This window comes from Duganella rhizosphaerae, from assembly GCF_040364205.1.
GTDB classification, from domain to species: Bacteria; Pseudomonadota; Gammaproteobacteria; order Burkholderiales; family Burkholderiaceae_D; genus Rugamonas; species Rugamonas rhizosphaerae.
Map to the genome: position 1 here is coordinate 47,490 of NZ_BPWK01000011.1, position 25,992 is coordinate 73,481.

Consider the following 25,992-nt stretch of genomic DNA (forward strand, 5'->3'; position numbering starts at 1 on the left):
GGGCGCCCGCATGCGTACGTAAAAAACGGAATTCCTATGCAAACTCTCACTCTCCCAGGCTCCGGCCGGCGCAGCATCAACTGGACGCGCGGCGTCGTGGTGACGCTGGCCGCCATCGCCATCTTCCTGCCGCTGCTGCTGATCTTTTACCAGAGCTTCCTGAACGCGCCTTTCTTCATGCCCGTCAAGGAGCTGGGCCTGGACGCCTACCGCTTCATCTTCGACGATCCCGATTTCTCGGTGGCGTTCAAGAACGCCTTCCTGCTGGCCGCCGGCCTGACCGCCATCGCCGTGCCGCTGGGCGGCATGCTGGCCTTCCTGATGATACGCACCGACCTGCCGGGCCGCGGCTTCATCGCGCCGATGCTGCTGGTGCCGATCTTCGTGTCGCCGATGGTGATGGGCTTCGGCTACGTGGTCTCGATGGGCCCCGTGGGCTTCTACTCGCTGTGGGCCAAGGACATCCTCGGCTTCATCCCGTGGAATATCTACTCCTTCACCAGCATCGTGGTGATCGCCGGCTTGACGCACGTGCCGCACGTCTACCTGTATGCATCGTCCGCGCTGAAAAGCCTGGGCTCCGATGTCGAGGAAGCGGCCCGCGTGGCCGGCGCCTCGCCGCTGCAGGTGATGTTCAACGTCTCGCTGCCGATGATCACGCCGGCGCTGGCCTATGCCGCCGTGCTGGTGTTCTTCCTCGGCTTCGAGGTGTTCGGCCTGGTGCTGGTGCTGGGCGATCCGGAAGGCCACCTGGTGCTGGCGACCTATCTGTACAAGCTGACCAACAAACTGGGTACGCCGTCCTACCACCTGATGGCCGCCGTCGCCGTCTGCCTGGTGATGGTGACGATGCCGCTGGTGATGATACAACGCTGGCTGCTCAAGTCGGCCAACAAGTTCGTCTCGATCAAGGGCAAGGGCGCGCGTTCGAAGTCCATGCCGCTCGGTAAATGGAAATGGCTGGCCTTCGCGCTGATCTTCGCCTGGCTGATGTTCACCATCATCATGCCGATGTCGGGCATCGTGCTGCGCTCCTTCGTGCAGTACTGGGGCGAGGGCGTCAACCTGCGCGACGTGCTGACCCTGCAGCACTTCCGCGAGATCATGGAACAGCCGGCGCTGATGCGCGGAATCCTCAACACCATCCTGATCGGCGTGATCGGCGGCGCCTTCGCGGTGATCTGCTACTGCGCCATCGCGCTGGCCATGCACCGCAAGCCGGACGGCATCACCCGCTTCCTGGACTACAGCGTGCTGGTGCCGCGCGCCGTGCCTGGCCTGCTGGCCGGCCTGTCCTTCCTGTGGGTGTTCCTGTTCGTGCCCAGCTGGCTCGATGGCATGTTGAAGGGCATGGACAACGGCGTGGCGCTGTGGCTGAGCGAGAACGCGATACCGCTGCTGCGCTCCGTGCGCTCGACCATCTTCGCCCTGTGGCTGGCGTATTCGGTGGTGTGGCTGGCCTACGGCATGCGTTTGATTTCGACCGCGCTGCTGCAAGTGGGGCCGGAACTGGAGGAGGCGGCGCGCGCGGTCGGCGCATCGCGCGGCCAGGTGACGCGCGACGTCACCATCCCGCTGGTCAAATATGGCCTGCTGGGCGCGTGGCTGATGGTGTTCCTGATCTTCGAGCGCGAGTACTCGACCGGCGTGTACCTGCTGTCGCCGGGCACCGAGGTGATAGGCGCGATGCTGGTGTCGCTGTGGGCCACCGGCTCCACCGACTTGGTGGCGGCGCTATCGTTCATCAATATTTCGCTGGTGGCCATCGGCCTGGGCGTGGCCCTGCGCTTCGGCGTGAAGCTTCATAATTAAGACAAAATAAAATGAAACGAGACCTCATCATGAATGAACTGACCGTCAACGACCTGCACCTGGACTACGGCACCGGCGCCCACGCCAACCAGATTCTGAAGGGCGTGTCCATGCACCTGCAAAAAGGCGAAGTGGTGGCGCTGCTCGGGCCTTCGGGCAGCGGCAAGACCACGCTGCTGCGCGCGGTGGCCGGACTGGAAAGCCCGAAGCAGGGCACCATCGCCATCGGCGACCGCAATGTGTTCGACGGCGCGAAGAACTTTGAAATGGCGGCCGAACACCGCAACCTGGGCCTGGTGTTCCAGTCCTACGCGCTGTGGCCGCACAAGACGGTGTTCGACAACGTCGCCTACGGCCTCAAACTGCGCAAGATGGGCAGCAGCGAGATCAAGGACAAGGTCAGCGACGTGTTGAAGAACCTGGGCCTGGGCCACCTGGCCGAGCGCTTCCCGCACCAGCTGTCGGGCGGCCAGCAGCAGCGCGTGGCGATCGCGCGCGCGCTGGTGTACAACCCGCCGGTGATCCTGCTGGACGAGCCGCTGTCCAACCTGGACGCCAAGCTGCGCGAAGAAGCGCGCGCCTTCCTGCGCGAACTGATCGTGCGACTGGGCCTGTCGGCGCTGATGGTCACCCACGACCAGGCCGAGGCGATGGCGATCTCGGACCGCATCCTCCTGCTCAACAACGGCAAGATCGAGCAGCAAGGCTCGCCGCAAAGCATGTACGAAACGCCGGACACGCTGTTCACCGCCGAATTCATGGGCAGTAACAACCGCCTGCCGGCCAAGGTGGTGCAGCGCGACGGCGCCAACGTCATGCTCGACATCGCCGGCGCTTCGCTGCGCGGTATCGCGCGCGGCACGGCCAGCGGCGAGCCGTCGACCATCATCCGGGTCGAGGAAGTGAAGATCAGCTCCACGCCTGTGGACAATGCCATCGAGCTGCCGCTGCTGACCTGCATGTACCTGGGCGACCGCTTCGAGTGCCTGTTCAAGAGCGTGAGCGGACCGGAAATGAGCTTGCGCGCCTATTCCAAGTACAAGCTGGACGCGGGCAAGTACTGGCTGCAACTGCCGGCCGACAAGCTCTGGGTGTTCTGACCCCGTCAACCTCCCGGACCGCCGCGCAGGCGCGTCCGGGCTTGCCCCGCGCTCGCGTCCTCCCGCGAGACATATCCGCAACAGTCCTGCAAGATTTCTTCATTCTGTCGTTCCCGCCTTCTTCTGCCAAAAAACGCGATCTTTGGAGCGGACTCGCGCTGTTAACTGTGCAAGATGCGCAGATAAATAATAAATTAGTTGCACACTGTTCACTTCTTTGCGTTTGCGGCAAGAACTGTCGTTTATAATTTCTAAAATACGTTGGCTGGCATTTCTGCGGCATGTGAGCATGAGGTGGTACCTTCTTTCATCTCAAGGTTCTGGATTATTTAACAACATGCGTACGAACGGTGTCAGTTTTTCTATCTCCCGCCATGCCGAATGGGCGCCGGGACTGGTCACGCCCGAGGACTGGGCGCAGTGGGCGCAGGCCCCGTTTGCGATACAGGCCGGGGCGGAGCCGGGCGTCAAGGCGATGCCCGCGATGCTGCGCCGCCGTGCCGGCTTTCTCGGTAAGATGGCGCTGGAAGTGGCCTATCAATGCCTCGATGGCCGCACCGACATCCCTACGGTCTTTTGCTCGCGCCACGGCGAGGCCGCGCGTTCGCTGGAGTTGCTGGGCGACCTGGCGCGTGGTGAGCCGTTGTCGCCGACGGCGTTCAGCATGTCGGTGCACAACGCCATCGCCGGGCTGCTGAGCATTGCCCGCAGCGACCGCGCCAATCAACTGGCGCTGGCCGCCGGCGCCGCCAGCATCGAGCATGCGGTCATCGAGGCGTGCGGCTTGATGGCGGATGGCGCACCGCAGGTGCTGCTGGTGGCCTGCGACAGTCCTCTGCCGGAATTGTTCGCGCCGTTCCAGGATTGTGAAGAGCAGCCATACGCCTGGGCGTGGCTGCTGACGCCCGCGGCGGAAGACGCGATATCGTTGAGCTGGACCGCGAGCGCCGAGCCGCCTTCGGCCGGCATGCCGGCCGGCCTGGAAGTGGCGCGGTTCCAGTTGCGTGGCGGGCGGCGGCTGGAGCGTTGCGATGGACGCTTGCGCTGGAGCTGGAGCCGCGATGCATGACGGGTTGACGGCCACACTGTCGCGCTACTGGCGGGTGGTCGCCACGGGCCTGAGCTTTCTGGTGTTTGGCGCAGGTGCACTGCTGCTGGGCGGGCTGGTGTTCCCGGCGCTGGGCGTGGTGGTACGCAAGCCGGAGAAGCGCATGACGGCGGTACGCACGCTGATACGGTGGACGTTTCGCGGCTATGTGGATTTGATGCGCGCGCTGGGCGTGCTGCGCTACCAGATACGCGGCATGGAGAAGCTGGAGCGGGGCGGCCTGCTGATACTGGCCAACCATCCGACGCTGATCGACACCGTGTTCCTGATGGCTTTCGTGAAGAACGCCGATTGCATCGTCAAGGGCGCGTTGTGGCATAACCCCTTTACGCGCGGGGCGGTGCGCGCTGCGGGCTACATCAGCAACCAGGGCGGGCCGGAACTGGTGGACGATTGCATCGCCTCTCTGCGGCGCGGCAACAACCTGATCGTGTTCCCGGAAGGGACGCGCACGCCGGGCAATGGCGTGATCAGCATGAAGCGCGGCGCGGCCAACATCGCGGTGCGTGGCGCGCGCGACATGACGCCGGTGCTGATCCGCTGCGAGCCGGCCACGCTGGGCAAGGGTGACAAATGGTGGCGCGTGCCGTCGCGCCGGGTGTTGATACGGATCGACGTCCAGGACGACCTGGCGGTGGCCGCATTTAGCGAGGACGCCGCCAGCCACGTGATGGCGGCGCGCCGGTTGACTGAATTTTTACAGAATTATTTTACCGGGAAGTGTAAAAGCCATGCTTGAACTGGAAGTGAAACAACTGATCATCGATGTGCTGCAACTGGAGGACATCACGCCGGCCGATATCGATAGTGCGGCGCCGCTGTTCGTCGAAGGCCTGGGCCTGGACTCGATCGACGCGCTGGAACTGGGCGTGGCCTTGCAGAAGAAGTACGGGATTTCGCTGTCCGCCGATTCGGAAGACACCCGTCGCCATTTCGCCTCGGTGCAGGCGCTGGCCGCGATGATCGACAGCCACAGAAAGAAATAAAGGGGGCCGGACATGATAGCTTTGAACGAGATGAGTAAAGACCAGCTGCAGACCTGTGTCATCGATCTGCTGGTCGAGATGTTTGAACTCGATAAGGCAAACCTGAGCGCGGATTCGAACCTTTACGCCGATCTGGATATCGACAGCATCGACGCGGTCGACCTGGCGGTGAAGCTCAAGCAGCTGACCGGCAAGCGCTTGCAGCCGGAGGTGTTCAAGACCATCCGCACCATCGGCGACGTGGTCGATGCGCTGGCCGGCATGACGGAGCCGGCGGCGTAAGTACGATGCCGATGACCATACTGACGGTGGCGGTGACGCTGCTGTATCCGCTGGCGATCTGGCTCGGACACGGGCAGGTGCAGCCGCGCTGGCTGGCCGGCCTGCTGCTGCTGGCCGTGGCCACGCGCCTGCCCGCGCTGAAGCTGAGCGGCGTCGCGCGCTGGTCGGCGGCGGGCGCGCTGGTGCTGATGGCGTGCGCGATCTGGAGCAATCTGCTGCTGCCGTTGAAGCTGTATCCGGTGCTGGTCAACGCCGCGCTGCTGGCGGGCTTCGGCTACAGCCTGGCGACGCCGATGTCGGCGGTCGAGCGCATGGCGCGCCTGCGCGGCGAGGACTTTCCGCCGGCGGCGCAAGCCTATATGCGCAAGGTGACGCAGGTGTGGTGCGGCTTCTTCATCATCAACGGCATGATCGCCTTCGCCACCGCGCTGTGGATGTCGGAGGCCGCATGGTCGCTGTACACCGGTGTGATCTCATACGGATTGATGGCATTGCTGTTCGGCGCCGAGTACCTGGTGCGCCTGCGTTTCAAGCGTCTGCATCATGTCTGACCGGATCGAACATCTGTACGTGGCCATCGCGGCGCGGCCCGTCGACGGCGTGGCCGGCTGGCGCGACGGCGCCGCCATCGGCAATGGCCGCCTGCTGGCGCGTGCGCGCGCATGGCATGCGCTGCTGCGCGGCCAGGCGGGCAGCAATTTCGCCCTGTACCTGGACGATAGCGTGGAATTCGGCGCGGCCTTGCTGGGCGCCTGGCATGCAGGCAAAACCATCTGGCTGAGCGCCGATACGCTGGAGGCCAGCTGCGCCGCCCTGCGCGCTTCGGTGGACGGCTTCCTCGGCCAGTTCCCGGCGCAGTTGGGGCCGATGCAGCCTGCTGAATCGGCACCCGAGTCCACGGCGGCGCAAATGGGCGGCGCCTTGTCGCCCGACTTGGCGGCGCTGGTCGTGTTCACGTCCGGCAGCACCGGCGCGGCGCAAGCCATTCCTAAAAAATTGTCGCAGCTGGCAAGCGAGGTCGAAACCCTGGATCTGCTGTTCGGCGCCACCGCCGGCGACGCCGCCGTGCTGGCGACCGTCTCGCATCAGCACATCTACGGTCTGCTGTTCAAGGTGCTGTGGCCGCTCAGTAGCGGCCGCGCGATCCATGCGCTGAGCATCGCCTATCCGGAACAACTGGCGGCGTGCATGGCCGCCGGTCCGTGCGTGCTGGTGGCCAGCCCGGCCCACCTGAAGCGCTTGCCGGAGCATCTGGACTGGCGCGGCGCGACGCGCATGTTGCGGGCGGTGTTTTCGTCCGGCGGTCCGCTGGCGGCGGAAACCGCGCTGGCCGCCGGCGCTCTGCTGGGCCGCGTGCCGGTTGAAGTCTACGGCAGCTCGGAGACGGGCGGCGTCGCCTGGCGCCAGCGCGGCGGCATGGCCGACGATGCCTGGCTGCCTTTCCCCACCGTGGCATGGCGCCTTGCAGCGGCGGACGACACACTGGAAGTGCGGTCGCCGCATCTGGCCGACGACAACTGGCTGGCGCTGGCCGACCGCGCCACGCGTGTCGGCGAACAACGCTTCCTGCTGCTGGGGCGCAGCGACCGCATCGTCAAGATCGAAGAAAAACGCATCTCGCTGAGCGCGATGGAGGCGGCGCTGCTGGCTAGCGGCATGGCGGCCGAGGCGCGCGTCGTCCTGTGCGAGCCGGATGCCGGCGAACGCCAGCGGCTGGCGGCGTTCATCGTGCCGACGCCGGCGGGCCGCGAACTGCTGGAGGCAGAAGGCAAGCCCGCGTTCAACGCTCGCCTGCGTACCGTGCTGGTTGCGGTGGTGGACGCCGTGGCGCTGCCGCGTCGCTGGCGCTACCTGGATCAGATGCCGGTCAACGCGCAGGGCAAGACCACGCTGGCCGCCTTGCTGGCGCTGCTCGGCGACGACAACGGCGCAACCGGCCGTCGCCCGCGCCTGCCGCAATTGCGCGAACTGGAACGCGAACCGCAGCGCGTGCTGCTGGAAGTGAGCGCGCCGGCCAGCCTGCTGTATTTCGACGGCCACTTCGACGTCGCGCCCATCCTGCCGGGCGTGGTGCAGGTGGACTGGGCGATCCATTACGGCCGCCACTATTTCAGCTTGCCGCCGCAGTTCAAGGGTATCAATGCGCTCAAGTTCCAGCAGGTGATCCAGCCGGAGACCCCGGTGCAGCTGGAACTGCTGCACGATATTGCCAAGGGCTGCCTGCACTTCCGCTATGTATCCGATGCGGGGCAGTATGCCAGCGGCCGCGTCATATTGGGAGAGGCGGATGCCTGACTTCAAACCCTGCATCGTGGTGCCGGTCTATGACCACGAACACGCGATCGGCGCAGTGCTGGACGGGCTGCTGCGCCATGGCGCGCCATGCATCCTGGTCGACGACGGCAGCGGCGCCGCCTGCGCCGCCGTGCTGGACGCGCTGGCACAACAACATGCCGGCGCCGTAACGCTGGTGCGGCTGGCGCAGAACCAGGGCAAGGGCGTCGCTGTGCTGAGCGGTTTCCGCCGCGCGGCGGAATTGGGCTACACCCACGTGCTGCAAATCGACGCCGACGGCCAGCACGAAACCGCCGATGTGCCGAAGTTCCTGGCGCAAGCCGCCGCACACCCGGACGCCATCATCGCCGGCCATCCGGTCTATGACGAGTCGGTGCCGAAGGTGCGCCTGTACGGACGCTACGCCACCCACATCTGGGTCTGGATCAATACCCTGTCGTTCGACATCAAGGATTCGATGTGCGGCTTCCGCGTCTATCCCGTTGCGGCGGTCAATGCGCTGGCGGCGCGCCGCCCTATCGGCGAACGCATGAACTTCGACACCGACATCCTGGTGCGGCTGTTCTGGGAAGGCCTGCAAGTGGTGAACCTGCCGACCGGCGTCCGCTATCCGGCGGACGGCGTATCGCACTTCCGCATGTGGGGCGACAATGTGCTGATCACGTGGATGCACGTCAAACTGTTCTTCGGCATGTGGCCGCGCATTCCGCGCCTGTTGGCGCGCAAAAGGCAGGTCCGATGATCGCGCGCCGCTTGCATTGGGCCTCCATCAACGAGATCACTTTCGTGGCGGGCATGCGCCTGATGTTCTGGATTTGCCGGGTATTCGGCCGCTGGCCGTTTCGCGTGGTGCTGTATCCGGTGCTCTGTTGGTACGTATTGAGCAAGCCGCAACCGCGCCGCGCTTCGCAGGCGTATTTGCGCCGCGTGGCCGGCTACACCTCAAGCGCGACGCCGGGCGTGCTGCGCCACTTCGCCGCTTTCGGCGAGAGCATCCTCGACAAGATGTTGCTGTGGGCTGGCTTGTTCAAGCTCGATACGGTCGACGTGCATGGCGGCGACTTGATTGTCGACGCGGCGGCGGCGGGGCGGGGTGGCCTGGTGATCTGCGCCCACCTGGGCAACCTGGAGCTGTGCCGCGTGCTGTCGCGCCGGCGCCACGACATCAAGTTGACGGTGCTGGTACACACCAAGCACGCGCAAGCCTTCAACGACATGCTGGCCCACCTCAATCCGGCGAGCCAGCTGAATTTGTTGCAGGTGACCGAGATGTCGCCGGCCACCGCGATGCTGTTGTCCGAGCGCGTGGCGCGCGGCGAGTTTGTGGTGATCGCCGGCGACCGCATCCCGGTGTCGCACAATCCGCGCGTGGCGTTGGCCGACTTCATGGGCACACCGGCGCCGTTCCCGGTCGGCCCGTATGTGCTGGCCAACCTCCTGCAATGCCCGGTCTTCCTGCTGTTCTCGATCCGCCAGGGACGCCGCTCGGCGCTGTATTTTGAAGCCTTCCGCGACGTCGTGCGTATCCCGCGCCAGGACCGCGACGCCGCATTCCAGCAACTCGCTGGCGACTATGCGCGGCGTCTGGAGCACTACTGCCTGCGCGCGCCGCTACAGTGGTTTAACTTTTACGATTTCTGGCATTTAGCCCAACTGGAACGATCCGATGCACCTCGCTGACACAGTCCAACTCAATTCCACGCCGCGTACCGTGCGCTTCGACCGGGATCGCCTGACGATCGAAGACATCGTCGACATCGCGCAAGGCCGGGCCGTTGCCGCGCTGTCGGACGATCCTGACTTCCGCGACGCCATCGCACGCGGCGCCGACTTCCTCGACCGCCTGCTGCGCGAGGACGGCACCGTCTATGGCGTCACCACCGGCTACGGCGATTCCTGCACCGTGGTGGTGCCGCCGGAACTGATAGCGGAGCTGCCGCACCATCTGTACACCTACCACGGCGTCGGCCTGGGCGAGTACTTCACGCCGGCGCAGACGCGGGCCATCCTGGCTTCGCGCCTGGCGTCGTTGAGCAAGGGCTACTCCGGCGTCAGCGTCGAGCTGCTGCTGCAAATCACACGATTGCTGGACGCCGGTCTGCTGCCGCTGATACCGTCCGAAGGCTCGGTCGGCGCCAGCGGCGACCTGACGCCGCTGTCCTATCTGGCGGCGGTGCTGTGCGGCGAGCGAGAAGTGTGGCGCGGTGGCGTCCAGGTGCCGGCCGCGCAGGCCTTGCGGGAAGCCGGCATCACGCCGCTGCGCCTGCGGCCGAAGGAAGGGCTGGCGATCATGAACGGCACCGCCGTCATGACCGCGCTGGCCTGCATGGCCTACGACCGCGCCGAATATCTGGTCCAGCTGAGCACCCGCATCACGGCGATGGCTTCGTTCGCGATGGACGGTAACGCCCATCACTTCGACGAGGTGCTGTTCTCGGTCAAGCCGCACAGCGGCATGCAGCAGGTGGCGGCCTGGCTGCGCAGCGACCTGCCGACCGACCAGTGGGAACGCAACGGCAAGCGGCTGCAGGACCGCTATTCGATCCGCTGCGCGCCGCACGTGATCGGCGTGCTGGCCGACGCGATGCCGTTCTTCCGTTCCTCGATCGAGAACGAACTCAATAGCGCCAACGACAATCCGCTGATCGACGCCGACAACGAGCGCGTGCTGCACGGCGGCCATTTCTACGGCGGCCATATCGCCTTCGCGATGGACGGCATGAAGAACGCGGTCGCCAACCTGGCCGACCTGCTGGACCGCCAGATGGCGCTGCTGGTCGACAGCCGTTACAACCACGGCCTGCCGGCCAATCTGTCCGGCGCCACCGGCGCGCGCGCGCCGATCAACCACGGCCTGAAGGCCTTGCAGATCAGCGCTTCGGCGTGGACGGCGGAAGCGCTCAAGCTGACGATGCCCGCTTCGGTGTTCTCGCGCTCGACCGAGTGCCACAACCAGGACAAGGTCAGCATGGGCACCATCGCCGCGCGCGACTGCCTGCGTGTGCTGGAACTGACGGAGCAGGTCGTGGCCGCGCTGTTGATCACCGTGCGCCAGGGCGTATGGCTGCGTTGCCAGGTCAGCCCCGAGCTGCAGCCGCAGTCCGCGCTGGCGGCGATGCAGGAAGCGCTGGGCGCCGACATCAAGCCGGTCGAGGAAGACCGCCGGCTGGAGCCGGACCTGCGCCTGCTGCTGGAACGCATCCGCGCCAAGGCATGGGATTTGTATGCGCCGAACTAACAGGGAAAGCCGCTGGTTCGCGGAAGTCGAGATGCAGGTGCAGTTCTTCGACCTCGATCCGATGGAGATCGTCTGGCATGGCCGCTACGTCAAGTATTTGGAAGTGGTGCGCTGCGCGCTGCTGGACAAGATAGGCTACAACTATCCGCAGATGAAGGAATCCGGCTACTCGTGGCCGGTGATCGACATGCAGCTGCGCTATGTGGGTTCGGCCACCTTCGGCCAGACGCTCAAGCTGCGCGCCGACATCGTCGAATGGGAAAACCGCCTGAAGATCGACTATCTGATTACCGACGCCGCCACCGGCAAGCGTTTGAACCGCGCCAGCACTACCATGGTCGCCGTCGATCTCGCCACCAAGGAGATGTGCTACGTGTCGCCTCCTGTGCTGTTTGAAAAATTGGGGATAGAACCTTTATGAAGCCGATGATTAAGCTGATGATTAAGCCGATGAAATCGATATTGCTGGCGACCGCGCTGGTTGCCCTGGGCCAGGCTCACGCCGCCGCGCCGGTGGCGAAGATCCAGGCCATGCTGGCCAAGCCGCCGGTGATGTGCGGCCGCTTCGACCAGAGCAAGCAGCTGGCCGGCATGAAGAAGCCGCTGGCCTCCAACGGCCGCTTTTGCGTGGTCGCCGGCAAGGGCGTGTTGTGGCGCACCTTGCAGCCTTTCCCCAGCACGCTGCGCCTGACGCGCGACGAAATCGTCAACTATCAGGGCGACCGCGTGGCGATGCGCCTGGATGCCAAAACCGAGCCGACCGTCCGCATGATCAACAACGTGCTGTTCTCGCTGCTGTCCGGCGACCTTGGACAGCTGGAGACGCTGTTCGAGGTGGACAGCACGGTTGACGCCAACAGCTGGAACGTGATGCTCAAGCCGCGCCAGCCGGGGTTGGAGAAGGCGATCGGCACCATCAAACTCGATGGCGGCGCCTACGTCAAGACCATCGTCATGGGCGATGCCGCCGGCGACCGCACCACCATCGTATTCTCGGCGATCCAGGCTGGCGAAGCCGCGCTGACCAAGGAAGAGGCGGCGTTGTTTTGAGCCGTACCCGCCAACTCGCGCTGCTGTGGGCCGTGGTGGTCTGCCTGCTGCTGGGGCATAACGCCTATCTGTGGCTGGTGCAGCGCATCGCGCCGGATACCGACATCATGGCGCTGCTGCCGGTGCAGGAGCGTGATCCCGTGCTGCAGCAATCGTTCAGCCATATGGTCGACGCGGCGCAGCAGCGGGTGGTGGTGCTGGTCGGTGCGGACGACTGGCAGGACGCCCGGCGCGCGGCGGACGCCTACAGCGCCGTGCTGGCCGTCCGCAAGGATATATTCGAAGCGACGCCGATCAACGAGCAGACGCAGAACGACTGGCTGTCGTTGTTCCAGCGCCACCGGTTGACGCTGATGACGGCGCAGCAGGAGGCGCAGTTGCGCGCGCAGCCGCCGCAGTTCTGGCTCGAAGCGGCGCTGGCGAAACTGTACGCACCATTCGGCGGCCCGAACCTGGGTTCGTGGCGGGACGATCCGTTCGGCCTTTTCTCCGGCTGGCTGCAGGAGCGGGCGCAGGAAACGCCGGTGCGTCCGCGCGACGGCCACCTGTACGTCGCCGACGGGCAGCGCCAGTACGTGCTGCTGCCGCTGACGCTGAAAGTGCCTGCGCTGTCGATGACGGCGCAGGAAACCGTGCTGCCGTTGCTGAAGCAGGCCGGCGACGCCGCCCGCAAGGCGTTGCCGCAAGTTGAGTTGATACAGGCCGGCGTGATCCTGCACGCGGCCAACGCCAGCGCCCAGGCCAGCGGCGAAGTGTCCACCATCGGCATCGGCTCGCTGGTCGGCATCGTGCTGCTGATGTGGTTTGCCTTCCACTCGTTCAAGCCGATTTCGCTGATCCTGCTGTCGATCGGTATCGGCTGCCTCGGTGCGCTGTCGGTGTGCTGGCTGCTGTTCGGCCGCGTCCACCTGATGACATTGGTGTTCGGCGCAAGCCTGATCGGCGTGGCGCAGGACTACGGCATCTACTTCCTGTGCAACCGCCTCGCGGCCGATGAAAAGCTGGCATCGCCGGCGTTGTTGAAGCGCCTGCTGCCGGGCCTGGGCCTGACCTTGCTGGCGGCGGTGATCGGCTACATGGGACTGGCGCTGACGCCGTTCCCTGGCCTGCGCCAGATGGCGGTGTTTTCCGCGCTCGGACTGGTGTTCGCCTGGCTGACGGTGGTGTGCTGGTTCCCCGCGCTGATCGGCGGCCGCACGCTGAAGAGCGGGGCGCTGGTGCGCGTTTATGGCGCGGCCTTGCAGCGCTGGCCGCTGTTGCGCATGAACCGCGCCACGCTGCTGGCCGCCGTGGCGTTCGCGCTGGCGGCGGGCTACGGCGTGAGCCGCCTGGGCGCCAACGACGATATCCGCCTGCTGCAAAATCCGTCGAAGCGCCTGATCGCCGACCAGATCAAGTTGAGCAAGCTGCTGGACGCGCCGACGCCGGTGCAGTACTTCCTGGTGCGTGGCGATTCCGTCGAGACGGTGTTGCAGCGCGAAGAGGCGCTGAAGGCGCGGCTGGACCCGATGGTGGCGGCGCGACGCATCTCCGGCTACCAGGCGATGTCGAACTGGGTGCCGTCCGCGCGCACGCAAGCCGCGCGCCGTCAACTGATCGAAGAAAAGCTGCTGGCAGCCGGCGGTCCGCTGCACGCCATCGCCGCGCAAACCGGCGAGGATGCGCAATGGGTGGCCGCCACCGCCGCCGGCTTGCGCAGCGCCGCGGCGCCGCTGACGCTGGACGATTTCCTGAAGACCCCCGCCAGCGAACCGTGGCGCCATCTGTGGCTGGGTGACGTCAAAGGCGTCTACGCCAGCATCGTCGCGTTGCGTGGCCTGTCCGGCGCCGCCGTGCCGCAGGTGCTGCAGGCCGCCGATGGATTGCAGGGCGTGCATTGGGTCGACAAGGTGGCCGAGATTTCGTCGGTGCTGGGCCGCTATCGCCAGTATATGAGCTGGGTGGTGCTGGGCGCCTACGCGGTGGTGTTTGCGCTGCTGTTCCCGCGCTACCGCCGCCGGACCTGGCGCGTGCTGGCGCCGACCGCGCTGGCCAGCATCGCCACGCTGGCCCTGCTCGGCATGGCGTCGCAGAACCTCCAGCTGTTCCACGTGCTGGCGTTGATGCTGCTGCTGGGCGTCGGTGTCGACTACGGTATCTTCATGCAAGAGCATCCCGACCGCAGTGACCGCACGCCGTGGCTGGCGGTCGGCATGTCGGCGGCGAATACGATTTTATCCTTCGGTCTGCTGGGACTGAGTTCCACACCGGCGTTGCAGGCTTTCGGCCTGACGATGCTGCTGGGGACCGCGCTGGTCTGGTTGATTGTTCCCTGTTTTGGTTCCGCCAACGAAAGCAAATATGACTGACGCAATGAACATCGAAGCCGTTGAAATCCTGATTGTCGGCGCCGGCCCCGCGGGAGCGGTGGCCGCCGCGCTGCTGCGCCAGCAGGGGCGCCAGGTGCTGGTGCTCGAACGCGAACAGTTCCCGCGCTTTTCCATCGGCGAGAGCCTGCTGCCGCAAAGCATGGCCTATCTGGAGCAGGCGGGCATGCTGCAGGCGGTGGTCGAAGCGGGTTTCCAGTTCAAGAACGGCGCGGCCTTCATGCGCAACGGCCGCTATACCGATTTCGATTTCCGCGACAAACACTCGGCTGGATGGGGCACCACCTACCAGGTGCAGCGTGCCGACTTCGATCATATTCTGGCCAGGGAAGCGGAGCGTTTCGGCGCCGAGGTGCGCTATCGCCATGAAGTGCTGGATATCCAACTGGGCACGAACGGAGTTCCTGCCCTGGTCACGGTCAAGCGAGCGGACGGCGAGCAGTATCAGGTTCGCGCCGGCTTCATACTGGACGCCAGCGGTTTTGGCCGCGTCCTGCCGCGCCTCCTGAAACTGGAAACACCGTCCAACTTCCCGGTGCGCGGCGCGATCTTCACCCACATTGAAGACGGTATCCATGGCGGCGGTTTCGACCGCACCAAGATACGGGTCACCGTGCATCCCCAGCATTGCGACGTCTGGTTCTGGACCATTCCGTTTGCCGGCGGCCGCTGTTCGCTGGGCGTGGTGGCGGAGACCAGCTTCCTCGATCGCTACCAGGGCAGCGCCACCGAGCGTCTGCAAGCGATCGTGGCGGAAGAGCCGTCGCTGTCGGCGCTGCTGGGCAATGCCAAGTGGGATACGCCGGCGCGCCAGATCGTCGGCTACTCGGCCAACGTCGACAAGCTGTGGGGCGAGGGCTACGCCTTGCTGGGCAATGCGGGCGAGTTCCTCGATCCGGTCTTCTCGTCGGGCGTCACCATCGCCTTCAAGTCGGCCAGCCTGGCCGCGGCAGTGCTGGAGCGCCAGTTCGCCGGCGAGCAGGTCGACTGGCAAGCCGACTTCGGCGCGCCGCTGCGCAAGGGCGTGGACACCTTCCGCGCCTTTGTCGAGTCCTGGTATGCCGGCGGCTTCCAGACCATCATCTTCCATGAGAATCAACAGCCGGAGGTGAAACGCATGATTTCAGCCATCCTGGCCGGTTATGCCTGGGACCTGACCAATCCATTCGTCAAGGAGACGTCGCGCCGCCTGACGGCACTGGAGGCAGTATGCGCGCAGGGCTGATGCGCCGTTGTGCGCCGTCGCTCGCAGGGGTGCTTGCTGCACTGCTGCTGGCCGCCTGCGCCACCACGCCGCCGCCGCAGGCCCGCCTGGGACTGAAACTGGCGCCGGCGGCGCTGGGCACGTCGATCAGCGTGCAACAGCACCTGAAGGTCGAGCGCAACGGCCGCACCGATGATCTCGACGTCGCGCTGCAAGTGGAGCCGGACGCGATCGACGTCGTCGGCCTGGCGTTCAGCCAGCGCGTACTGACGCTGCATTACGATGGCAAGGAGCTGACCTCGTGGCGACATGTGATGCTGCCTTCGCAGGTGCGCCCTGAGGACGTGCTGGAGGACATGCAGCTGACCCTGTGGCCGGCCGAGGCGATCGCCGCCGCGCTGCCGCCGGGCTGGCGGATCGCGGAACAGGGCGCGCACCGCACCCTGTTCCTGGACGATCAACCCATCATGCAGATATCCTACAGCGGTACGCCGCGCTGGAGCGGCACCGTGGTGCTGGACAATTTACGATATCACTATAAGCTGACAATACAGTTTGCGGCGCCTACCGAATGAGAACGATGTATGTTGAAATTTTATCTGAACGCTTGCGGCATAGTCTGCGCATTGGGCGACAGCCCGGCGCAGGTGAAGGCGCGCCTGTACGCGGGCGAGACAGGGCTGGCGGCCACCGATAGCTGCTCGCCCGGCCGCCAGCTCCCGCTGGGCCGCGTGCAGGCGGAACTGCCGTCCGTGGCGCATCTGCCGCCGCGCCAGCGCAGCCGCAACAACGCGCTGGCTCTGGCGGCATTGGCGCAGATCCGTCCCCAAGTGGATGCCGCGATCGCGCGTTACGGCGCCGGGCGCGTTGGTGTGGTGCTCGGCACCAGCACCTCCGGCATCGGCGAGGCGGAAGGGGCCCTGGCCGGCCATGCGTCCGACGGCGTGCTGCCGCCGGACTTCGACTACGGCCAGCAGGAGATGGGATCGCTGGCCGAGATGCTGGCGTGGGAGCTGGGCCTGGCCGGTCCGGCCTATGTGCATTCCAGCGCCTGCTCGTCGAGCGCCAAGGCCATGGCCGGCGCCGCGCGCCTGATCAAAATGGGCTTGTGCGACGCGGTGCTGACCGGCGGTGTCGATTCGCTGTGCGCGTTCACGGTGGCAGGCTTCGCCGCGCTGGAGTCGGTCAGCGCGGCGCAGTGCAATCCGATGAGCGCCAATCGCGACGGCATCAACATCGGCGAGGGCGCGGCCTTGTTCCTGATGAGCGGCGAGACCGCCACGGTCGCCTTGCTGGGCTGGGGCGAATCGTCGGACGGCTATCACATGTCCGCCCCCGATCCCGCCGGCGTGGGCGCGCGGCTGGCGATGACGCAGGCGCTGGAACGCGGCGGCGTGGCGGCGTCGCAGATCGACTACATCAACATGCACGGCACGGCGACGCGCCAGAACGACGCGATGGAGTCGGGCGCGATCGCGGCCTTGTTCGGCCACGAGGTGGCGGTCAGTTCCACCAAACCCTTCACCGGCCACACGCTGGGCGCGGCGGCCGCGGTCGAAGCGGCCTTGTGCTGGCTTGCCATGCAGGACGATAACCCGCAAGGCCGCTTGCCGCCGCACCTGTGGGACGGCGCCGCCGATCCGGCGCTGCCGGTGCTGAACCTGGTGGCGCGCGGTGCGGCGCTGGGCCGTCCCTTGCGTCATGTGCTGAGCAGCTCATTCGCGTTCGGCGGCTCCAATGCGGCGCTGCTGCTGGGGAGGACCGCATGACGATGCCGGACGTGCGCGAGCTGGTGCCGCATTCCGGCACGATGCTGCTGCTCGACCGGGTGCTGAGCGCGGACACCGATAACCTCTGCGCCGAGGTGACCATCCACGCCGGCAGCACGCTGGCGGGGGAGGGCGGCGTCGGCGCCTGGGTGGGCATCGAATACATGGCGCAGGCGATCGCCGCGCACGCCGGCTGGGAGGCCTGGCAGCGCAGCGAGGCGGTCAAGGTGGGCTTGCTGCTCGGGTCGCGCAAGTATGTGTGCGGCGTGCCGTTGTTCGCCACGGGCAGCGTGCTGCATGTGCACGTGCATCGGGTGCTGCAAGGTGAAAACGGCCTGGGTGCGTTCGACTGCCGCATCGATGTCGCCGGCGGCGCCAGCGGCGTGGCGACGGCCACGGTGACGGTGTTCAAGCCCGATAATGTCAAACAATTTCTCGAAGATGGAAACGTAGTATGAATCAGAACAAGTCCATGAGCGTGCTGGTGACGGGATCGTCGCGTGGCATCGGTAAGGCGATCGCGCTGCGCCTCGCGCGCGACGGCTACGACCTGGTGCTGCATTGCCGCAGCCAGCGCGCCGAGGCCGATGCGGTCGCGCAGCAGATCGCCGAAATGGGCCGCGCGGTGCGCGTGTTGCAGTTCGATATCGGCGACCGCGCCGCCACGGCCGCCGCGCTGGAAGCGGACATCGAGCAGCATGGCTGCTACTACGGCGTGGTGTGCAACGCCGGCGTCGCGCGCGACAACGCCTTCCCGGCGATGTCCGGCGAGGACTGGGACATCGTGCTGAAAACGAACCTGGACGGCTTCTACAACGTGCTCAATCCGCTGGTGATGCCGCTGGTCCAGCGCCGCAAGCCGGGCCGCATCGTTACGCTGGCGTCGGTGTCGGGATTGATCGGTAATCGCGGTCAGGTCAACTACAGCGCGGCCAAGGCCGGCATCATCGGCGCCACCAAGGCGCTGGCGCTGGAACTGGCCAAGCGCGCCATCACCGTCAATTGCGTGGCGCCGGGATTGATCGAAACCGATATGACCAGCGAGGTGCCGATGGAGGAAGCGCTGAAGATGATACCGGCGCGCCGCGTCGGCAAACCGGAGGAGGTGGCCGCTGCCGTCAGCTTCCTGATCGGCGAAGAGGCGGGCTACATCACGCGCCAGGTCATCTCCGTCAACGGCGGCCTGGCATGAGTCGCCGCGTCGCCGTCACCGGCATGGCCGGCATCAGCCCGATCGGCAACGACTGGGCTACGATACGCGAGCGCCTGCGCCAGTACCGCAACGCCGTGGTGCGCATGGCGGAGTGGGAGGACTACGAGGGCCTGAACACGCGCCTGGGCGCGCCGGCCGCGCCGTTCGCGCTGACCGAACGTTATAACCGCAAGGCGACCCGCAGCATGGGCCGCGTCGCCCTGATGGCCACGCGCGCAAGCGAGCTGGCGCTGGCCGACGCCGGCCTGCTGGAGCACCCGCTGCTCAAGGGCGGCGACATGGGCGTGTCCTTCGGCTCGTCGGCGGGCACGCCGAGCGCCATCGGCGACTTCGGCCGCATGATGGAGGAGCGCAGCACCAAGGGCATCAACGCCACCACCTACATCAAGATGATGGCGCATACGGCGCCGGTGAATATCGGCGTCTTCTTCGGCCTCACCGGCCGCGTGATCACCACGTCCAGCGCCTGTACTTCCGGCAGCCAGGGCATAGGCTATGCCTACGAGGCTATCCGCGGCGGCAAGCAGCTGGCGATGGTGGCCGGCGGCGCCGAGGAGCTGTGCGCCACCGAGGCGGCGGTGTTCGACACCCTGTTCGCCACCAGCACCCGCAACGACGCCGGCCACACCACGCCGCGGCCGTTCGACGGCGGCCGCGATGGGCTGGTGATCGGCGAGGGCGCCGGCTGCCTGATTCTGGAGGACTTGGATCACGCGCAGGCGCGCGGCGCCGTGATCCACGCGGAGCTGGTCGGCTTCGGCACCAACAGCGACGGCTGCCACGTCACCCAGCCGAACGCGGCCACCATGCAGAAGGCGATGCAGCTGGCCTTGAAGGACGCCGGCCTGCAGCCGTCGGATATCGGCTACATCAATGCGCACGGCACCGGCACCCACCAAGGCGACATCGCGGAGTCGCAGGCGACGCTGGCGGTGTTCGGCGGCGCCACGCCCATCAGCTCCCTCAAGAGCTACATGGGCCACACGCTGGGCGCCTGCGGCGCGCTGGAAGCCTGGATCAGCATCGAGATGATGCGCGAGGGCTGGTTTGCGCCGACCATCAATCTGGATGTCGTCGATCCGGCGTGCGCGGCGCTGGACTACATCGTCGGCGAAGGCCGGCAGTTGGAATGCGAGTATGTGATGTCGAATAACTTCGCTTTCGGCGGCATCAACACATCGCTGATTTTCAAGCGGTACGTCAAGTAGCATGAGCGTCGAGGCCTCGCTCTGGATGGCCGACGCCGACGCCATGGCGGACGGGGATTTGCTGCGCCTATGCGAATGGCTGTCGGCGAGCGAGATGGCGCGCCACCGGCGCTTCGTCCGCGCACAGCGGCAACGCCAGTTCGTTGCGGGGCGGGTGTTGTTGCGCATGGCGCTGGGCTCCTTGCTGGGCGTGGCGCCGCGCGATATCGAGCTGGAAGACATTCCCGGCGGAGCGCCTTTGCTGAAGGCCCCCAAGGTACGCGGCCGTGTGCCCGGTTTCAGCATCGCGCACAGCGGCCGCTGGGTGGCATGCGCGGTGAGCGCGCAGACGACGCTGGGACTGGATATCGAAATGCGCGATACTCAGCGCGACCTGGCGGCACTGGCGGCGCAGGCCTTCGACGCGGACGAGATGGCGCAGTGGGCGCGTTTGCAGGCGTTGGACGAGGCGCAGCGCGTGGCCGGCTTTTACGGCTTGTGGAGCGGGAAGGAAGCGCGCTTCAAGCTGGGCGGGACAGCACATGCGCATCGTAGCGATGTGCCGCACGATGAATTGTCGATAGTGTTGTACAGCGCCTTGCCGCTGGCGGCGCCGCCACGGATGGAGCTCGTTACGCTGCCGTCATCGCCACAGCCAATTCCATAGACCCGGCAGCGGTTGATCGGCTCCGGCATCGTCGACGGTGCGGGCCAGCGCCGCGCGCTCCAGTTCCGCGCGATCGTCGTAGAACGGCTTGGCGGCCAGCGGCACGTCGAGTTCACGGGCGACATCGAGCAGGATCTCCAGATACTCCTGAATGTGGCGCGAGGTATAGGTGTTCACGTCGTGGAAGGTGACCACCACCGGCGTGCTGCCGTCGACCGAGGGCATGGCGCCGGCAGCCCAGCGTTTGCGGGTTTCGGCCAGATGGGTGAGCATATTGGAGCGCTTGTGCCAGCTGAAGTTGACGCCGTAGATCTTGCCGTCGTTGGCACTGAGGTCGGTCAGCAGCATGCGCATGCCGTGCTGGTGGTAGGACTCCAGCGTATCGGCGTTGTAGGCCCAGAACGGCGGGCGCACCAGCTTGGGCGCGACGCCGGTGGTGGCAATCAGGTCGTCGACGCCGCGCTGCATCGATTCATCCAGCGCCGCGCGGCTCATGAGGCGGTGGTTCGAATGGAAGGTGGTGGCGCTGTGCAGCGCCACCACATGGCCTTCGTCGTATTCGCGCCGTATCAGGGTGCGGCCGACCGCCGTGCCGCCGCCATGCCAGGCGCGGGTCTGGGTGAAGAAGACCGCCTTGATGTGGTCCTGCAGCGGGTTGCCGGCCAGCGTTTCGAGGATATGCACGGTCGGATTGTCGCTGTCGGCGGCGGCCGGGCCGTCGTCGAACGTCAGCAGGAAGCGTATCGGCGCAGGCGCCGCATCCTGGGCTGCGGCGCAAGGGCCCAGCAACATCGAGCAGAGGACCAGCAGCAGGCGGGGAAAAAGGTTGGACACGGACAGTCGGCATGGCGCGTGGAGCGGGACCGTTATTGTACGTGGTTTTGCCCGGGCTGCCCGCTCCCGGGCGCTTCCGGGCTTACTCGTCCAGGCTCCACACATACTGCATCCTGGTCCAGGACTGCTGCGGCACGCCGTCCACGGTGCCGGGCTTGAATTTGCACAGGCCCAGGCCGGTCTGGGCCGCGCGGTCCAGCTCCCGGAAACCGCTGGATTTCTCCACCTTCGAATCGGCCACCCGGCCGTCGGTGCCGATCAGCAGTGCCAGCGTGACGATGCCGGTATCGCCGTTGCGCAGCGCGGACTTGGGATAGTCCGGCTTGGCGCAGGCCTTGGCGTCCACCACCGCCGCCACCAGTTGCGGCGCCGCTTTCACCACCGTCTTCGCGCCCGGCTCGGCGATTCCCGGCTGGGAGGGCTGGGACGGCGGCTGCTCCGTCAGCGGGCGCGTCGTCACCGGCGGCGGGTTGGACGGCAGCACCGGCGTTTCCACCTGCGGCACGAAGATGTCCGGCGGGGCCAGCTTGGGCAGCGGCACGTCGGGCGGCATCACTTTCGGTGGCGGCGGCACGGGTGCGGTCGGCGTCAGGTCGATCACCGATTCCTTCGTCCTGAACACCGTCAGTTTGGAGCCGTGCAGGAAGGCCGCCAGCAGCGCCAGGTGCAACAGGGCCACGACGGTGAGACCGGTGAGATTCTTTTTCTGATGCATGGTTGCTCCTTAGTGGTGGTGGGGATTGCTATGTGTTGGAAGTATACTATTCCATGTAATAGCAAAATAAAAGGAAATTAATGGAATATTTTGCGTCGTGATGGTGTGGTATGCTTCCACCATCGGGTAGCAAATATTCCAGGAGGTAGTAGTGAAGAAGATACGGGTCTTGCTGGCGGACGATCATCCCATCGTGATGACAGGCTTCGCCATGTCGCTCGAAGGGCAGGGGCTGCACGTGGTGGGACAGGCGCGCACGCCGGAAGAGGCGCTGGAGCAGTACCGCCAGCTCAAGCCGGACGTGGCGGTGCTGGATATCCGCTTCGGCGAGCAGCTGACCGGCCTGGACGTGGCCAAGCAGATCCTGGCGCAGGCACCGGACGCCGCCATCGTCTTCCTCAGCCAGTTCGACCAGGACAGCCTGATCAAGGAAACCTACCGTCTCGGCGGCCGCGCCTTCATGACCAAGGATTGCGACCCGGCCGACCTGGCGGCGGCGGTGCGGCGCGCGCATGACGGCGAGCTGTACTTCCTGCCGCAGATCGCCGAGCGGCTGGCCAACCTATCGGTGCGGGGCGACGCTTCGCCGCAGTCGCAGCTGGACGAGCGCGCACTGGAGATCTTCACGCTGATGGCCGAAGGGCTGACCAACGCGGAGATCGCCGAGAAGCTCGACGTCTCCACCAAAACCATCAGCAACATCAGCCAGGCGGTGAAGGAAAAGCTGGGCGTGCACCGGCCGGCCTACATCACGCGGCTGGCCGTCAAGCACGGCCTGATCGAGCCGTAAGCGGATGCGGCGCGGGAAGCTCTACGACATGCGGCTCGACTTCTGGCGCCACTGGAGCGTGCGCGCGCGGCTGCTGTGCGTCACCGTCATCCCGCTGGCCTATATGTTCAGCACCTTCGTCTGGTACGCCTACCATTCGCGGCTGTCCGAGGTGCGCGAGGAGATGGCCGAGCGCGGCCCGCTGGTGGCCAAGGTGCTGGCCGAGAGCAGCGAATTCAGCCTGCTGTCGGGCCGCTACGACGACCTGCGGCTGACCATCAACGGCCTGCTGCGCTCGGATGCCAGCATCGACCGTATCGAGGTGCTGGACGCGCAGCGGCGCGAGCTGGTGCAGGCCTCGGCGCACGCGCCGGGCCAGCCGGATGCCCGCTACTACGAGGCGCCGGTGCTCAAGCGGCTGATGTTCGTGACCATGCTGGCCGCCGACGGCAAGCCCTACCTGAAGGACAAGCCGGCCGTCAGCAGCGTGGCGGTCGAGACGATGGGCTATGTGCGGGTGACGATGTCGCCGTCGGCGCTGCTGGTCAAGCAGACGCGCCGTTTTTATGTCGAGCTGCTGGTGGCCAGCCTGGGCCTGATGGCCTGCGCGCTGCTGGCGTGGCAGCTGTCGACCGGATTGAACGCATCGTTGCAGGCGTCGATGCAGGCGCTGCGCGCGGCCGATGCGGAAAAGCGCCGCCTGATCCGCAAGGTCAATACCGCCGTCGAGGATGAGCGCAAGAGCATCGCGCTGGAGATCCACGATGAACTCAACGCCACGCTGATCGCGGCGCGGCTGGAGGCGCAGCGCATCGTCGACGTCAGCGAGCCGGGCGAGGTGCGCGAGCGCGCGCAGTCCATCATCAAGCTGGCGCTGGGTCTCTACAACAGCGGCCGCACGCTGGTGCGGCGCCTGCGTCCCGAAGTGCTGGACATGCTGGGCCTGGACGGCGCGGTGGAGGAGATGGTGCGCCATTACGATCGCGCGCACGCCGGCTGCCGCTACAGCTTCCGCGCGGACGGCCAGTTCGCGCAGCTGGAGAGCGGCATCGGCATCTCGGCCTACCGCATCGTGCAGGAAGCCTTGTCCAACATCGCCAAGCACGCGCGCGCCACCAAGGTGACGGTGAGCCTGTCGCTGGACGGGGCAGGGCTGCGCATGGAGATCGCCGACAACGGCGGCGGCTACGACGCGGCGCTGGCCTCGCCCGGCATCGGCATCGTCGGCATGCGCGAGCGGGTGGCCGCCTTCGACGGCCGCATCGACATCAGCACCGCCATCGGCGCCGGCACGCGCATCGCCATCTTCATTCCGCAGGCAGCGCCCATGTCCTGAGCTGGATTGATCTGGCGCTAGCTTGTTGCTTATTGGCATGTTTGGATAGCGCGGCATGGGGTTATAATCCGTTCAACCTTTCCGTAACACCCATCAGAACGGATGCCGCAGACATGAGCCAGCCCAATCAGTTTTCCCTGTTGTCGCAACGCCGCTTCGCGCCGTTTTTCTGGACCCAGTTCCTCGGCGCCTTCAATGACAATCTGTTCAAGACCGCGCTGGTGGTGATGCTGACCTTCGACGCGATGAGCTGGACCACGCTGTCGCCGTCGCTGATCACCAACCTGATCCCCGGCCTGTTCATCCTGCCCTACGTGCTGTTCTCGGCCACCGCCGGCCAGCTGGCCGACAAGTTCGAAAAGTCCGGCCTGACGCGCTTCGTCAAATGGCTGGAGGTGGCCATCATGTGCATCGCCGGCCTCGGCTGGATGACGCACACCTTGTGGCTGCTGGTTACCGCCGTGGTCGGCATGGGCGTCCACTCGACCCTGTTCGGCCCCGTCAAATACGCCTACCTGCCGCAGCAGCTCAAGCCCGAGGAACTGATCGGCGGCAACGGCGTGACCGAGATGGGCACCTTCGTCGGCATCCTGCTGGGCGAGATCCTGGGCGCGGTGCTGGTGGTGCAAAAGCCCAACGGCATCGCCTTCGAAGCCGTCGCCACCATCGCCGTGGCGCTGCTCGGCCTGATCGCCAGCTACCGCATCCCGCTGGCCCCGGCTCCGGCGCCGGAGCTGAAGGTGAGCTGGAACTTCATCGGCGAATCGTTCCGCAACATCAACTTCTCCCGCAAGAACCGCGTGGTGTTCCTGTCCATGCTGGGCAACTCGTGGTTCTGGTTCTACGGCGCGCTGGTGCTGGCGCAGTTCCCGGTCTACGCCAAGGACTACCTGCACGGCGACCACAGCGTGTTCGTGCTGCTGCTGACGGTGTTCTCGCTGGGCGTGGGCAGCGGCTCGCTGCTGTGCGAGCGCCTGTCCGGCCGCAAGGTGGAGATCGGCCTGGTGCCGTTCGGCTCGATCGGCCTGTCGGTGTTCGGCGCCGACCTGTATTTCTCCAGCCAGGGTTTCAGCGCCGGCGCCGCCGCGCTGGCCGCCGGCCCGCACCTGGACGCCTTCGCGCTGATGGTGCAGCATGGCATGTGGCGCATCCTGTGCGACGTGCTGTTGATCGGCATGTTCGGCGGCTTCTTCATCGTGCCGCTGTTCGCGCTGATCCAGACCCGCTGCGATCCCGAACACATGTCGCGCACCATCGCCGGCATGAACATCCTCAACGCGCTGTTCATGGTGGCGGCCGCCGGCCTGGCCATCGTGCTGCTGGGGCAGGGCTTCACCATTCCGCAGTTGTTCCTGGTGACGGCCGCGCTGAACGCGGTGGTGGCGGTCTACATCTTCTCGCTGGTGCCGGAGTTCCTGATGCGCTTCCTGGCCTGGATGCTGATCCACACCGTGCACCGCGTGCGCCTGATCGACGCCGAGCGCATTCCGGCCGAAGGCGCGGCGGTGCTGGTGTGTAACCACGTCAGCTATGTCGACGCCATCGTCATCGGCGCGGCCAGCCCGCGGCCGATCCGCTTCGTGATGGACCATCGCATCTTCAAGCTGCCGCTGCTGGGCTGGATCTTCCGCACCGCGCGCGCGATCCCGATCGCGCCGGCCAAGGAAGACCCGTGGCTGATGGAGAAGGCCTATGTCGACATCGCCCAGGCGCTGCACGAAGGCGACCTGGTGTGCATCTTCCCGGAAGGCCGGCTGACCAGCACCGGCGAGATCAACGAGTTCAAGGGCGGCGTGTCCAAGATCGTCGAGCGCACCAAGGTGCCGGTGATCCCGATGGCGCTGCGCGGGCTGTGGGGCCATCTGCTGAGCCGCAGCGGCGCCAACGTGTTCGAGCGCGCCTTCCGCACCGGCCTGCGTTCGCGGCTGGCGCTGGCGGTCGGCGTGCCGGTGCCGCCGCAGGACGTGACGCCGGAAGGCTTGCAGGAACGCGTGCTGGCGCTGCGTGGCGATTGGAAGTAAATGCCACTTACTGGTTGTTACAAAGTCATTGCAAAAAAAT

General features: G+C 66.1%; 26 protein-coding genes. 24 read left to right on the forward strand and 2 right to left on the reverse strand.

Annotated elements, in window-relative coordinates; all coding sequences use genetic code 11:
- Positions 1 to 36: 36 nt before the first annotated feature.
- From RUGAMON1_RS21890 to RUGAMON1_RS21990, 21 genes are all read left to right on the forward strand, one after another.
- Positions 37 to 1,812 (forward strand): ABC transporter permease, encoded by a 1,776-nt coding sequence (locus tag RUGAMON1_RS21890; protein ID WP_445232522.1) that lies wholly within the window; start codon positions 37 to 39, stop codon positions 1,810 to 1,812.
- A 29-nt stretch (positions 1,813 to 1,841) separates the two neighbouring features.
- Positions 1,842 to 2,912, forward strand: a complete 1,071-nt coding sequence (locus tag RUGAMON1_RS21895) for an ABC transporter ATP-binding protein (RefSeq protein ID WP_445232523.1) — start codon at positions 1,842 to 1,844, stop codon at positions 2,910 to 2,912.
- A gap of 337 nt (positions 2,913 to 3,249) precedes the next feature.
- Entirely contained in the window at positions 3,250 to 3,981 is a 732-nt protein-coding gene (locus RUGAMON1_RS21900) for a beta-ketoacyl synthase chain length factor (protein WP_445232524.1), read from the forward strand.
- Complete coding sequence (locus tag RUGAMON1_RS21905; protein ID WP_445232525.1) at positions 3,974 to 4,759, forward strand: lysophospholipid acyltransferase family protein; 786 nt, start codon at positions 3,974 to 3,976, stop codon at positions 4,757 to 4,759. Before RUGAMON1_RS21900 ends, RUGAMON1_RS21905 begins: the two co-directional genes overlap by 8 nt.
- Positions 4,752 to 5,006 carry a phosphopantetheine-binding protein gene (locus tag RUGAMON1_RS21910; protein ID WP_332853719.1) on the forward strand — a complete coding sequence of 85 codons (255 nt, stop codon included), beginning with the start codon at positions 4,752 to 4,754 and terminating at the stop codon, positions 5,004 to 5,006. Before RUGAMON1_RS21905 ends, RUGAMON1_RS21910 begins: the two co-directional genes overlap by 8 nt.
- Positions 5,007 to 5,018: 12 nt before the next feature.
- Positions 5,019 to 5,288, forward strand: a complete 270-nt coding sequence (locus tag RUGAMON1_RS21915) for an acyl carrier protein (protein ID WP_229211473.1) — start codon at positions 5,019 to 5,021, stop codon at positions 5,286 to 5,288.
- 5 nt (positions 5,289 to 5,293) lie between these two features.
- Positions 5,294 to 5,839 carry a COG4648 family protein gene (locus tag RUGAMON1_RS21920; RefSeq protein WP_445232526.1) on the forward strand — a complete coding sequence of 182 codons (546 nt, stop codon included), beginning with the start codon at positions 5,294 to 5,296 and terminating at the stop codon, positions 5,837 to 5,839.
- A complete protein-coding gene (locus RUGAMON1_RS21925) occupies positions 5,832 to 7,583 on the forward strand; it encodes an ApeI family dehydratase (RefSeq protein WP_445232527.1) in 1,752 nt (583 codons plus the stop codon). Before RUGAMON1_RS21920 ends, RUGAMON1_RS21925 begins: the two co-directional genes overlap by 8 nt.
- On the forward strand, positions 7,576 to 8,325 hold the full coding sequence (locus RUGAMON1_RS21930; protein WP_445232528.1) for a glycosyltransferase family 2 protein: 750 nt from the start codon (positions 7,576 to 7,578) through the stop codon (positions 8,323 to 8,325). The genes RUGAMON1_RS21925 and RUGAMON1_RS21930 overlap by 8 nt, the downstream gene beginning before the upstream one ends.
- On the forward strand, positions 8,322 to 9,263 hold the full coding sequence (locus RUGAMON1_RS21935; protein WP_445232529.1) for a lysophospholipid acyltransferase family protein: 942 nt from the start codon (positions 8,322 to 8,324) through the stop codon (positions 9,261 to 9,263). Before RUGAMON1_RS21930 ends, RUGAMON1_RS21935 begins: the two co-directional genes overlap by 4 nt.
- The gene (locus tag RUGAMON1_RS21940) at positions 9,250 to 10,821 is read left to right on the forward strand and encodes an HAL/PAL/TAL family ammonia-lyase (protein WP_445232530.1); all 1,572 of its coding nucleotides are present in this window, start codon (positions 9,250 to 9,252) and stop codon (positions 10,819 to 10,821) included. Before RUGAMON1_RS21935 ends, RUGAMON1_RS21940 begins: the two co-directional genes overlap by 14 nt.
- The gene (locus tag RUGAMON1_RS21945) at positions 10,808 to 11,242 is read left to right on the forward strand and encodes an acyl-CoA thioesterase (protein WP_445232531.1); all 435 of its coding nucleotides are present in this window, start codon (positions 10,808 to 10,810) and stop codon (positions 11,240 to 11,242) included. The genes RUGAMON1_RS21940 and RUGAMON1_RS21945 overlap by 14 nt, the downstream gene beginning before the upstream one ends.
- On the forward strand, positions 11,239 to 11,871 hold the full coding sequence (locus RUGAMON1_RS21950) for a LolA family protein (protein WP_445232532.1): 633 nt from the start codon (positions 11,239 to 11,241) through the stop codon (positions 11,869 to 11,871). The genes RUGAMON1_RS21945 and RUGAMON1_RS21950 overlap by 4 nt, the downstream gene beginning before the upstream one ends.
- Positions 11,868 to 14,219, forward strand: a complete 2,352-nt coding sequence (locus tag RUGAMON1_RS21955) for an MMPL family transporter (protein WP_445232533.1) — start codon at positions 11,868 to 11,870, stop codon at positions 14,217 to 14,219. The genes RUGAMON1_RS21950 and RUGAMON1_RS21955 overlap by 4 nt, the downstream gene beginning before the upstream one ends.
- A 4-nt stretch (positions 14,220 to 14,223) precedes the next feature.
- Positions 14,224 to 15,462, forward strand: a complete 1,239-nt coding sequence (locus tag RUGAMON1_RS21960; RefSeq protein WP_445232658.1) for an NAD(P)/FAD-dependent oxidoreductase — start codon at positions 14,224 to 14,226, stop codon at positions 15,460 to 15,462.
- On the forward strand, positions 15,447 to 16,016 hold the full coding sequence (locus RUGAMON1_RS21965; RefSeq protein WP_445232534.1) for a DUF3261 domain-containing protein: 570 nt from the start codon (positions 15,447 to 15,449) through the stop codon (positions 16,014 to 16,016). The genes RUGAMON1_RS21960 and RUGAMON1_RS21965 overlap by 16 nt, the downstream gene beginning before the upstream one ends.
- A gap of 9 nt (positions 16,017 to 16,025) precedes the next feature.
- Positions 16,026 to 17,210 (forward strand): beta-ketoacyl-ACP synthase, encoded by a 1,185-nt coding sequence (locus RUGAMON1_RS21970; protein WP_445232535.1) that lies wholly within the window; start codon positions 16,026 to 16,028, stop codon positions 17,208 to 17,210.
- Positions 17,207 to 17,668 carry a hotdog family protein gene (locus tag RUGAMON1_RS21975; RefSeq protein WP_445232536.1) on the forward strand — a complete coding sequence of 154 codons (462 nt, stop codon included), beginning with the start codon at positions 17,207 to 17,209 and terminating at the stop codon, positions 17,666 to 17,668. Before RUGAMON1_RS21970 ends, RUGAMON1_RS21975 begins: the two co-directional genes overlap by 4 nt.
- Positions 17,665 to 18,402 (forward strand): 3-oxoacyl-ACP reductase FabG, encoded by a 738-nt coding sequence (fabG, locus tag RUGAMON1_RS21980; RefSeq protein ID WP_445232537.1) that lies wholly within the window; start codon positions 17,665 to 17,667, stop codon positions 18,400 to 18,402. The genes RUGAMON1_RS21975 and fabG overlap by 4 nt, the downstream gene beginning before the upstream one ends.
- Positions 18,399 to 19,631, forward strand: a complete 1,233-nt coding sequence (locus RUGAMON1_RS21985; RefSeq protein ID WP_445232538.1) for a beta-ketoacyl-ACP synthase — start codon at positions 18,399 to 18,401, stop codon at positions 19,629 to 19,631. Before fabG ends, RUGAMON1_RS21985 begins: the two co-directional genes overlap by 4 nt.
- Position 19,632: 1 nt before the next feature.
- A complete protein-coding gene (locus RUGAMON1_RS21990) occupies positions 19,633 to 20,277 on the forward strand; it encodes a 4'-phosphopantetheinyl transferase family protein (protein WP_445232539.1) in 645 nt (214 codons plus the stop codon).
- Here the strand turns inward: RUGAMON1_RS21990 and RUGAMON1_RS21995 are convergent.
- Both RUGAMON1_RS21995 and RUGAMON1_RS22000 read right to left on the reverse strand, forming a co-directional pair.
- Positions 20,254 to 21,111, reverse strand: coding sequence for a polysaccharide deacetylase family protein (locus tag RUGAMON1_RS21995; protein ID WP_445232540.1), 858 nt, complete (start codon positions 21,109 to 21,111; stop codon positions 20,254 to 20,256). The genes RUGAMON1_RS21990 and RUGAMON1_RS21995 overlap by 24 nt on opposite strands.
- An 82-nt stretch (positions 21,112 to 21,193) precedes the next feature.
- Positions 21,194 to 21,826: an energy transducer TonB gene (locus RUGAMON1_RS22000; protein ID WP_445232541.1), complete on the reverse strand. Its 633-nt coding sequence runs from the start codon at positions 21,824 to 21,826 to the stop codon at positions 21,194 to 21,196.
- Between the two features lie 151 nt (positions 21,827 to 21,977).
- On the opposite strand from RUGAMON1_RS22000, the gene RUGAMON1_RS22005 reads away from it, so the two are divergent.
- The 3 genes from RUGAMON1_RS22005 (at position 21,978) to RUGAMON1_RS22015 (ending at position 25,952) form a co-directional block, all read left to right on the forward strand.
- Positions 21,978 to 22,616: a response regulator gene (locus RUGAMON1_RS22005; RefSeq protein WP_445232542.1), complete on the forward strand. Its 639-nt coding sequence runs from the start codon at positions 21,978 to 21,980 to the stop codon at positions 22,614 to 22,616.
- 4 nt (positions 22,617 to 22,620) lie between these two features.
- A complete protein-coding gene (locus tag RUGAMON1_RS22010; protein ID WP_445232543.1) occupies positions 22,621 to 23,931 on the forward strand; it encodes an ATP-binding protein in 1,311 nt (436 codons plus the stop codon).
- 113 nt (positions 23,932 to 24,044) lie between these two features.
- Entirely contained in the window at positions 24,045 to 25,952 is a 1,908-nt protein-coding gene (locus RUGAMON1_RS22015; protein ID WP_445232544.1) for an MFS transporter, read from the forward strand.
- The last annotated feature ends 40 nt before the right edge of the window (positions 25,953 to 25,992 follow it).

Excerpts from the sequence above, each read along its gene's own strand:
- RUGAMON1_RS21890 (WP_445232522.1), top strand. The coding sequence starts at position 37 with ATGCAAACTCTCACTCTCCCAGGCTCCGGCCGGCGCAGCATCAACTGG.
- RUGAMON1_RS21895 (WP_445232523.1), top strand. The coding sequence starts at position 1,842 with ATGAATGAACTGACCGTCAACGACCTGCACCTGGACTACGGCACCGGC.
- RUGAMON1_RS21900 (WP_445232524.1), top strand. The coding sequence starts at position 3,250 with ATGCGTACGAACGGTGTCAGTTTTTCTATCTCCCGCCATGCCGAATGG.
- RUGAMON1_RS21905 (WP_445232525.1), top strand. The coding sequence starts at position 3,974 with ATGCATGACGGGTTGACGGCCACACTGTCGCGCTACTGGCGGGTGGTC.
- RUGAMON1_RS21910 (WP_332853719.1), top strand. The coding sequence starts at position 4,752 with ATGCTTGAACTGGAAGTGAAACAACTGATCATCGATGTGCTGCAACTG.
- RUGAMON1_RS21915 (WP_229211473.1), top strand. The coding sequence starts at position 5,019 with ATGATAGCTTTGAACGAGATGAGTAAAGACCAGCTGCAGACCTGTGTC.
- RUGAMON1_RS21920 (WP_445232526.1), top strand. The coding sequence starts at position 5,294 with ATGCCGATGACCATACTGACGGTGGCGGTGACGCTGCTGTATCCGCTG.
- RUGAMON1_RS21925 (WP_445232527.1), top strand. The coding sequence starts at position 5,832 with ATGTCTGACCGGATCGAACATCTGTACGTGGCCATCGCGGCGCGGCCC.
- RUGAMON1_RS21930 (WP_445232528.1), top strand. The coding sequence starts at position 7,576 with ATGCCTGACTTCAAACCCTGCATCGTGGTGCCGGTCTATGACCACGAA.
- RUGAMON1_RS21935 (WP_445232529.1), top strand. The coding sequence starts at position 8,322 with ATGATCGCGCGCCGCTTGCATTGGGCCTCCATCAACGAGATCACTTTC.
- RUGAMON1_RS21940 (WP_445232530.1), top strand. The coding sequence starts at position 9,250 with ATGCACCTCGCTGACACAGTCCAACTCAATTCCACGCCGCGTACCGTG.
- RUGAMON1_RS21945 (WP_445232531.1), top strand. The coding sequence starts at position 10,808 with ATGCGCCGAACTAACAGGGAAAGCCGCTGGTTCGCGGAAGTCGAGATG.
- RUGAMON1_RS21950 (WP_445232532.1), top strand. The coding sequence starts at position 11,239 with ATGAAGCCGATGATTAAGCTGATGATTAAGCCGATGAAATCGATATTG.
- RUGAMON1_RS21960 (WP_445232658.1), top strand. The coding sequence starts at position 14,224 with ATGAACATCGAAGCCGTTGAAATCCTGATTGTCGGCGCCGGCCCCGCG.
- RUGAMON1_RS21965 (WP_445232534.1), top strand. The coding sequence starts at position 15,447 with ATGCGCGCAGGGCTGATGCGCCGTTGTGCGCCGTCGCTCGCAGGGGTG.
- RUGAMON1_RS21970 (WP_445232535.1), top strand. The coding sequence starts at position 16,026 with ATGTTGAAATTTTATCTGAACGCTTGCGGCATAGTCTGCGCATTGGGC.
- RUGAMON1_RS21975 (WP_445232536.1), top strand. The coding sequence starts at position 17,207 with ATGACGATGCCGGACGTGCGCGAGCTGGTGCCGCATTCCGGCACGATG.
- fabG (WP_445232537.1), top strand. The coding sequence starts at position 17,665 with ATGAATCAGAACAAGTCCATGAGCGTGCTGGTGACGGGATCGTCGCGT.
- RUGAMON1_RS21985 (WP_445232538.1), top strand. The coding sequence starts at position 18,399 with ATGAGTCGCCGCGTCGCCGTCACCGGCATGGCCGGCATCAGCCCGATC.
- RUGAMON1_RS21990 (WP_445232539.1), top strand. The coding sequence starts at position 19,633 with ATGAGCGTCGAGGCCTCGCTCTGGATGGCCGACGCCGACGCCATGGCG.
- RUGAMON1_RS22000 (WP_445232541.1), bottom strand. The coding sequence starts at position 21,826 with ATGCATCAGAAAAAGAATCTCACCGGTCTCACCGTCGTGGCCCTGTTG.
- RUGAMON1_RS22010 (WP_445232543.1), top strand. The coding sequence starts at position 22,621 with ATGCGGCGCGGGAAGCTCTACGACATGCGGCTCGACTTCTGGCGCCAC.
- RUGAMON1_RS22015 (WP_445232544.1), top strand. The coding sequence starts at position 24,045 with ATGAGCCAGCCCAATCAGTTTTCCCTGTTGTCGCAACGCCGCTTCGCG.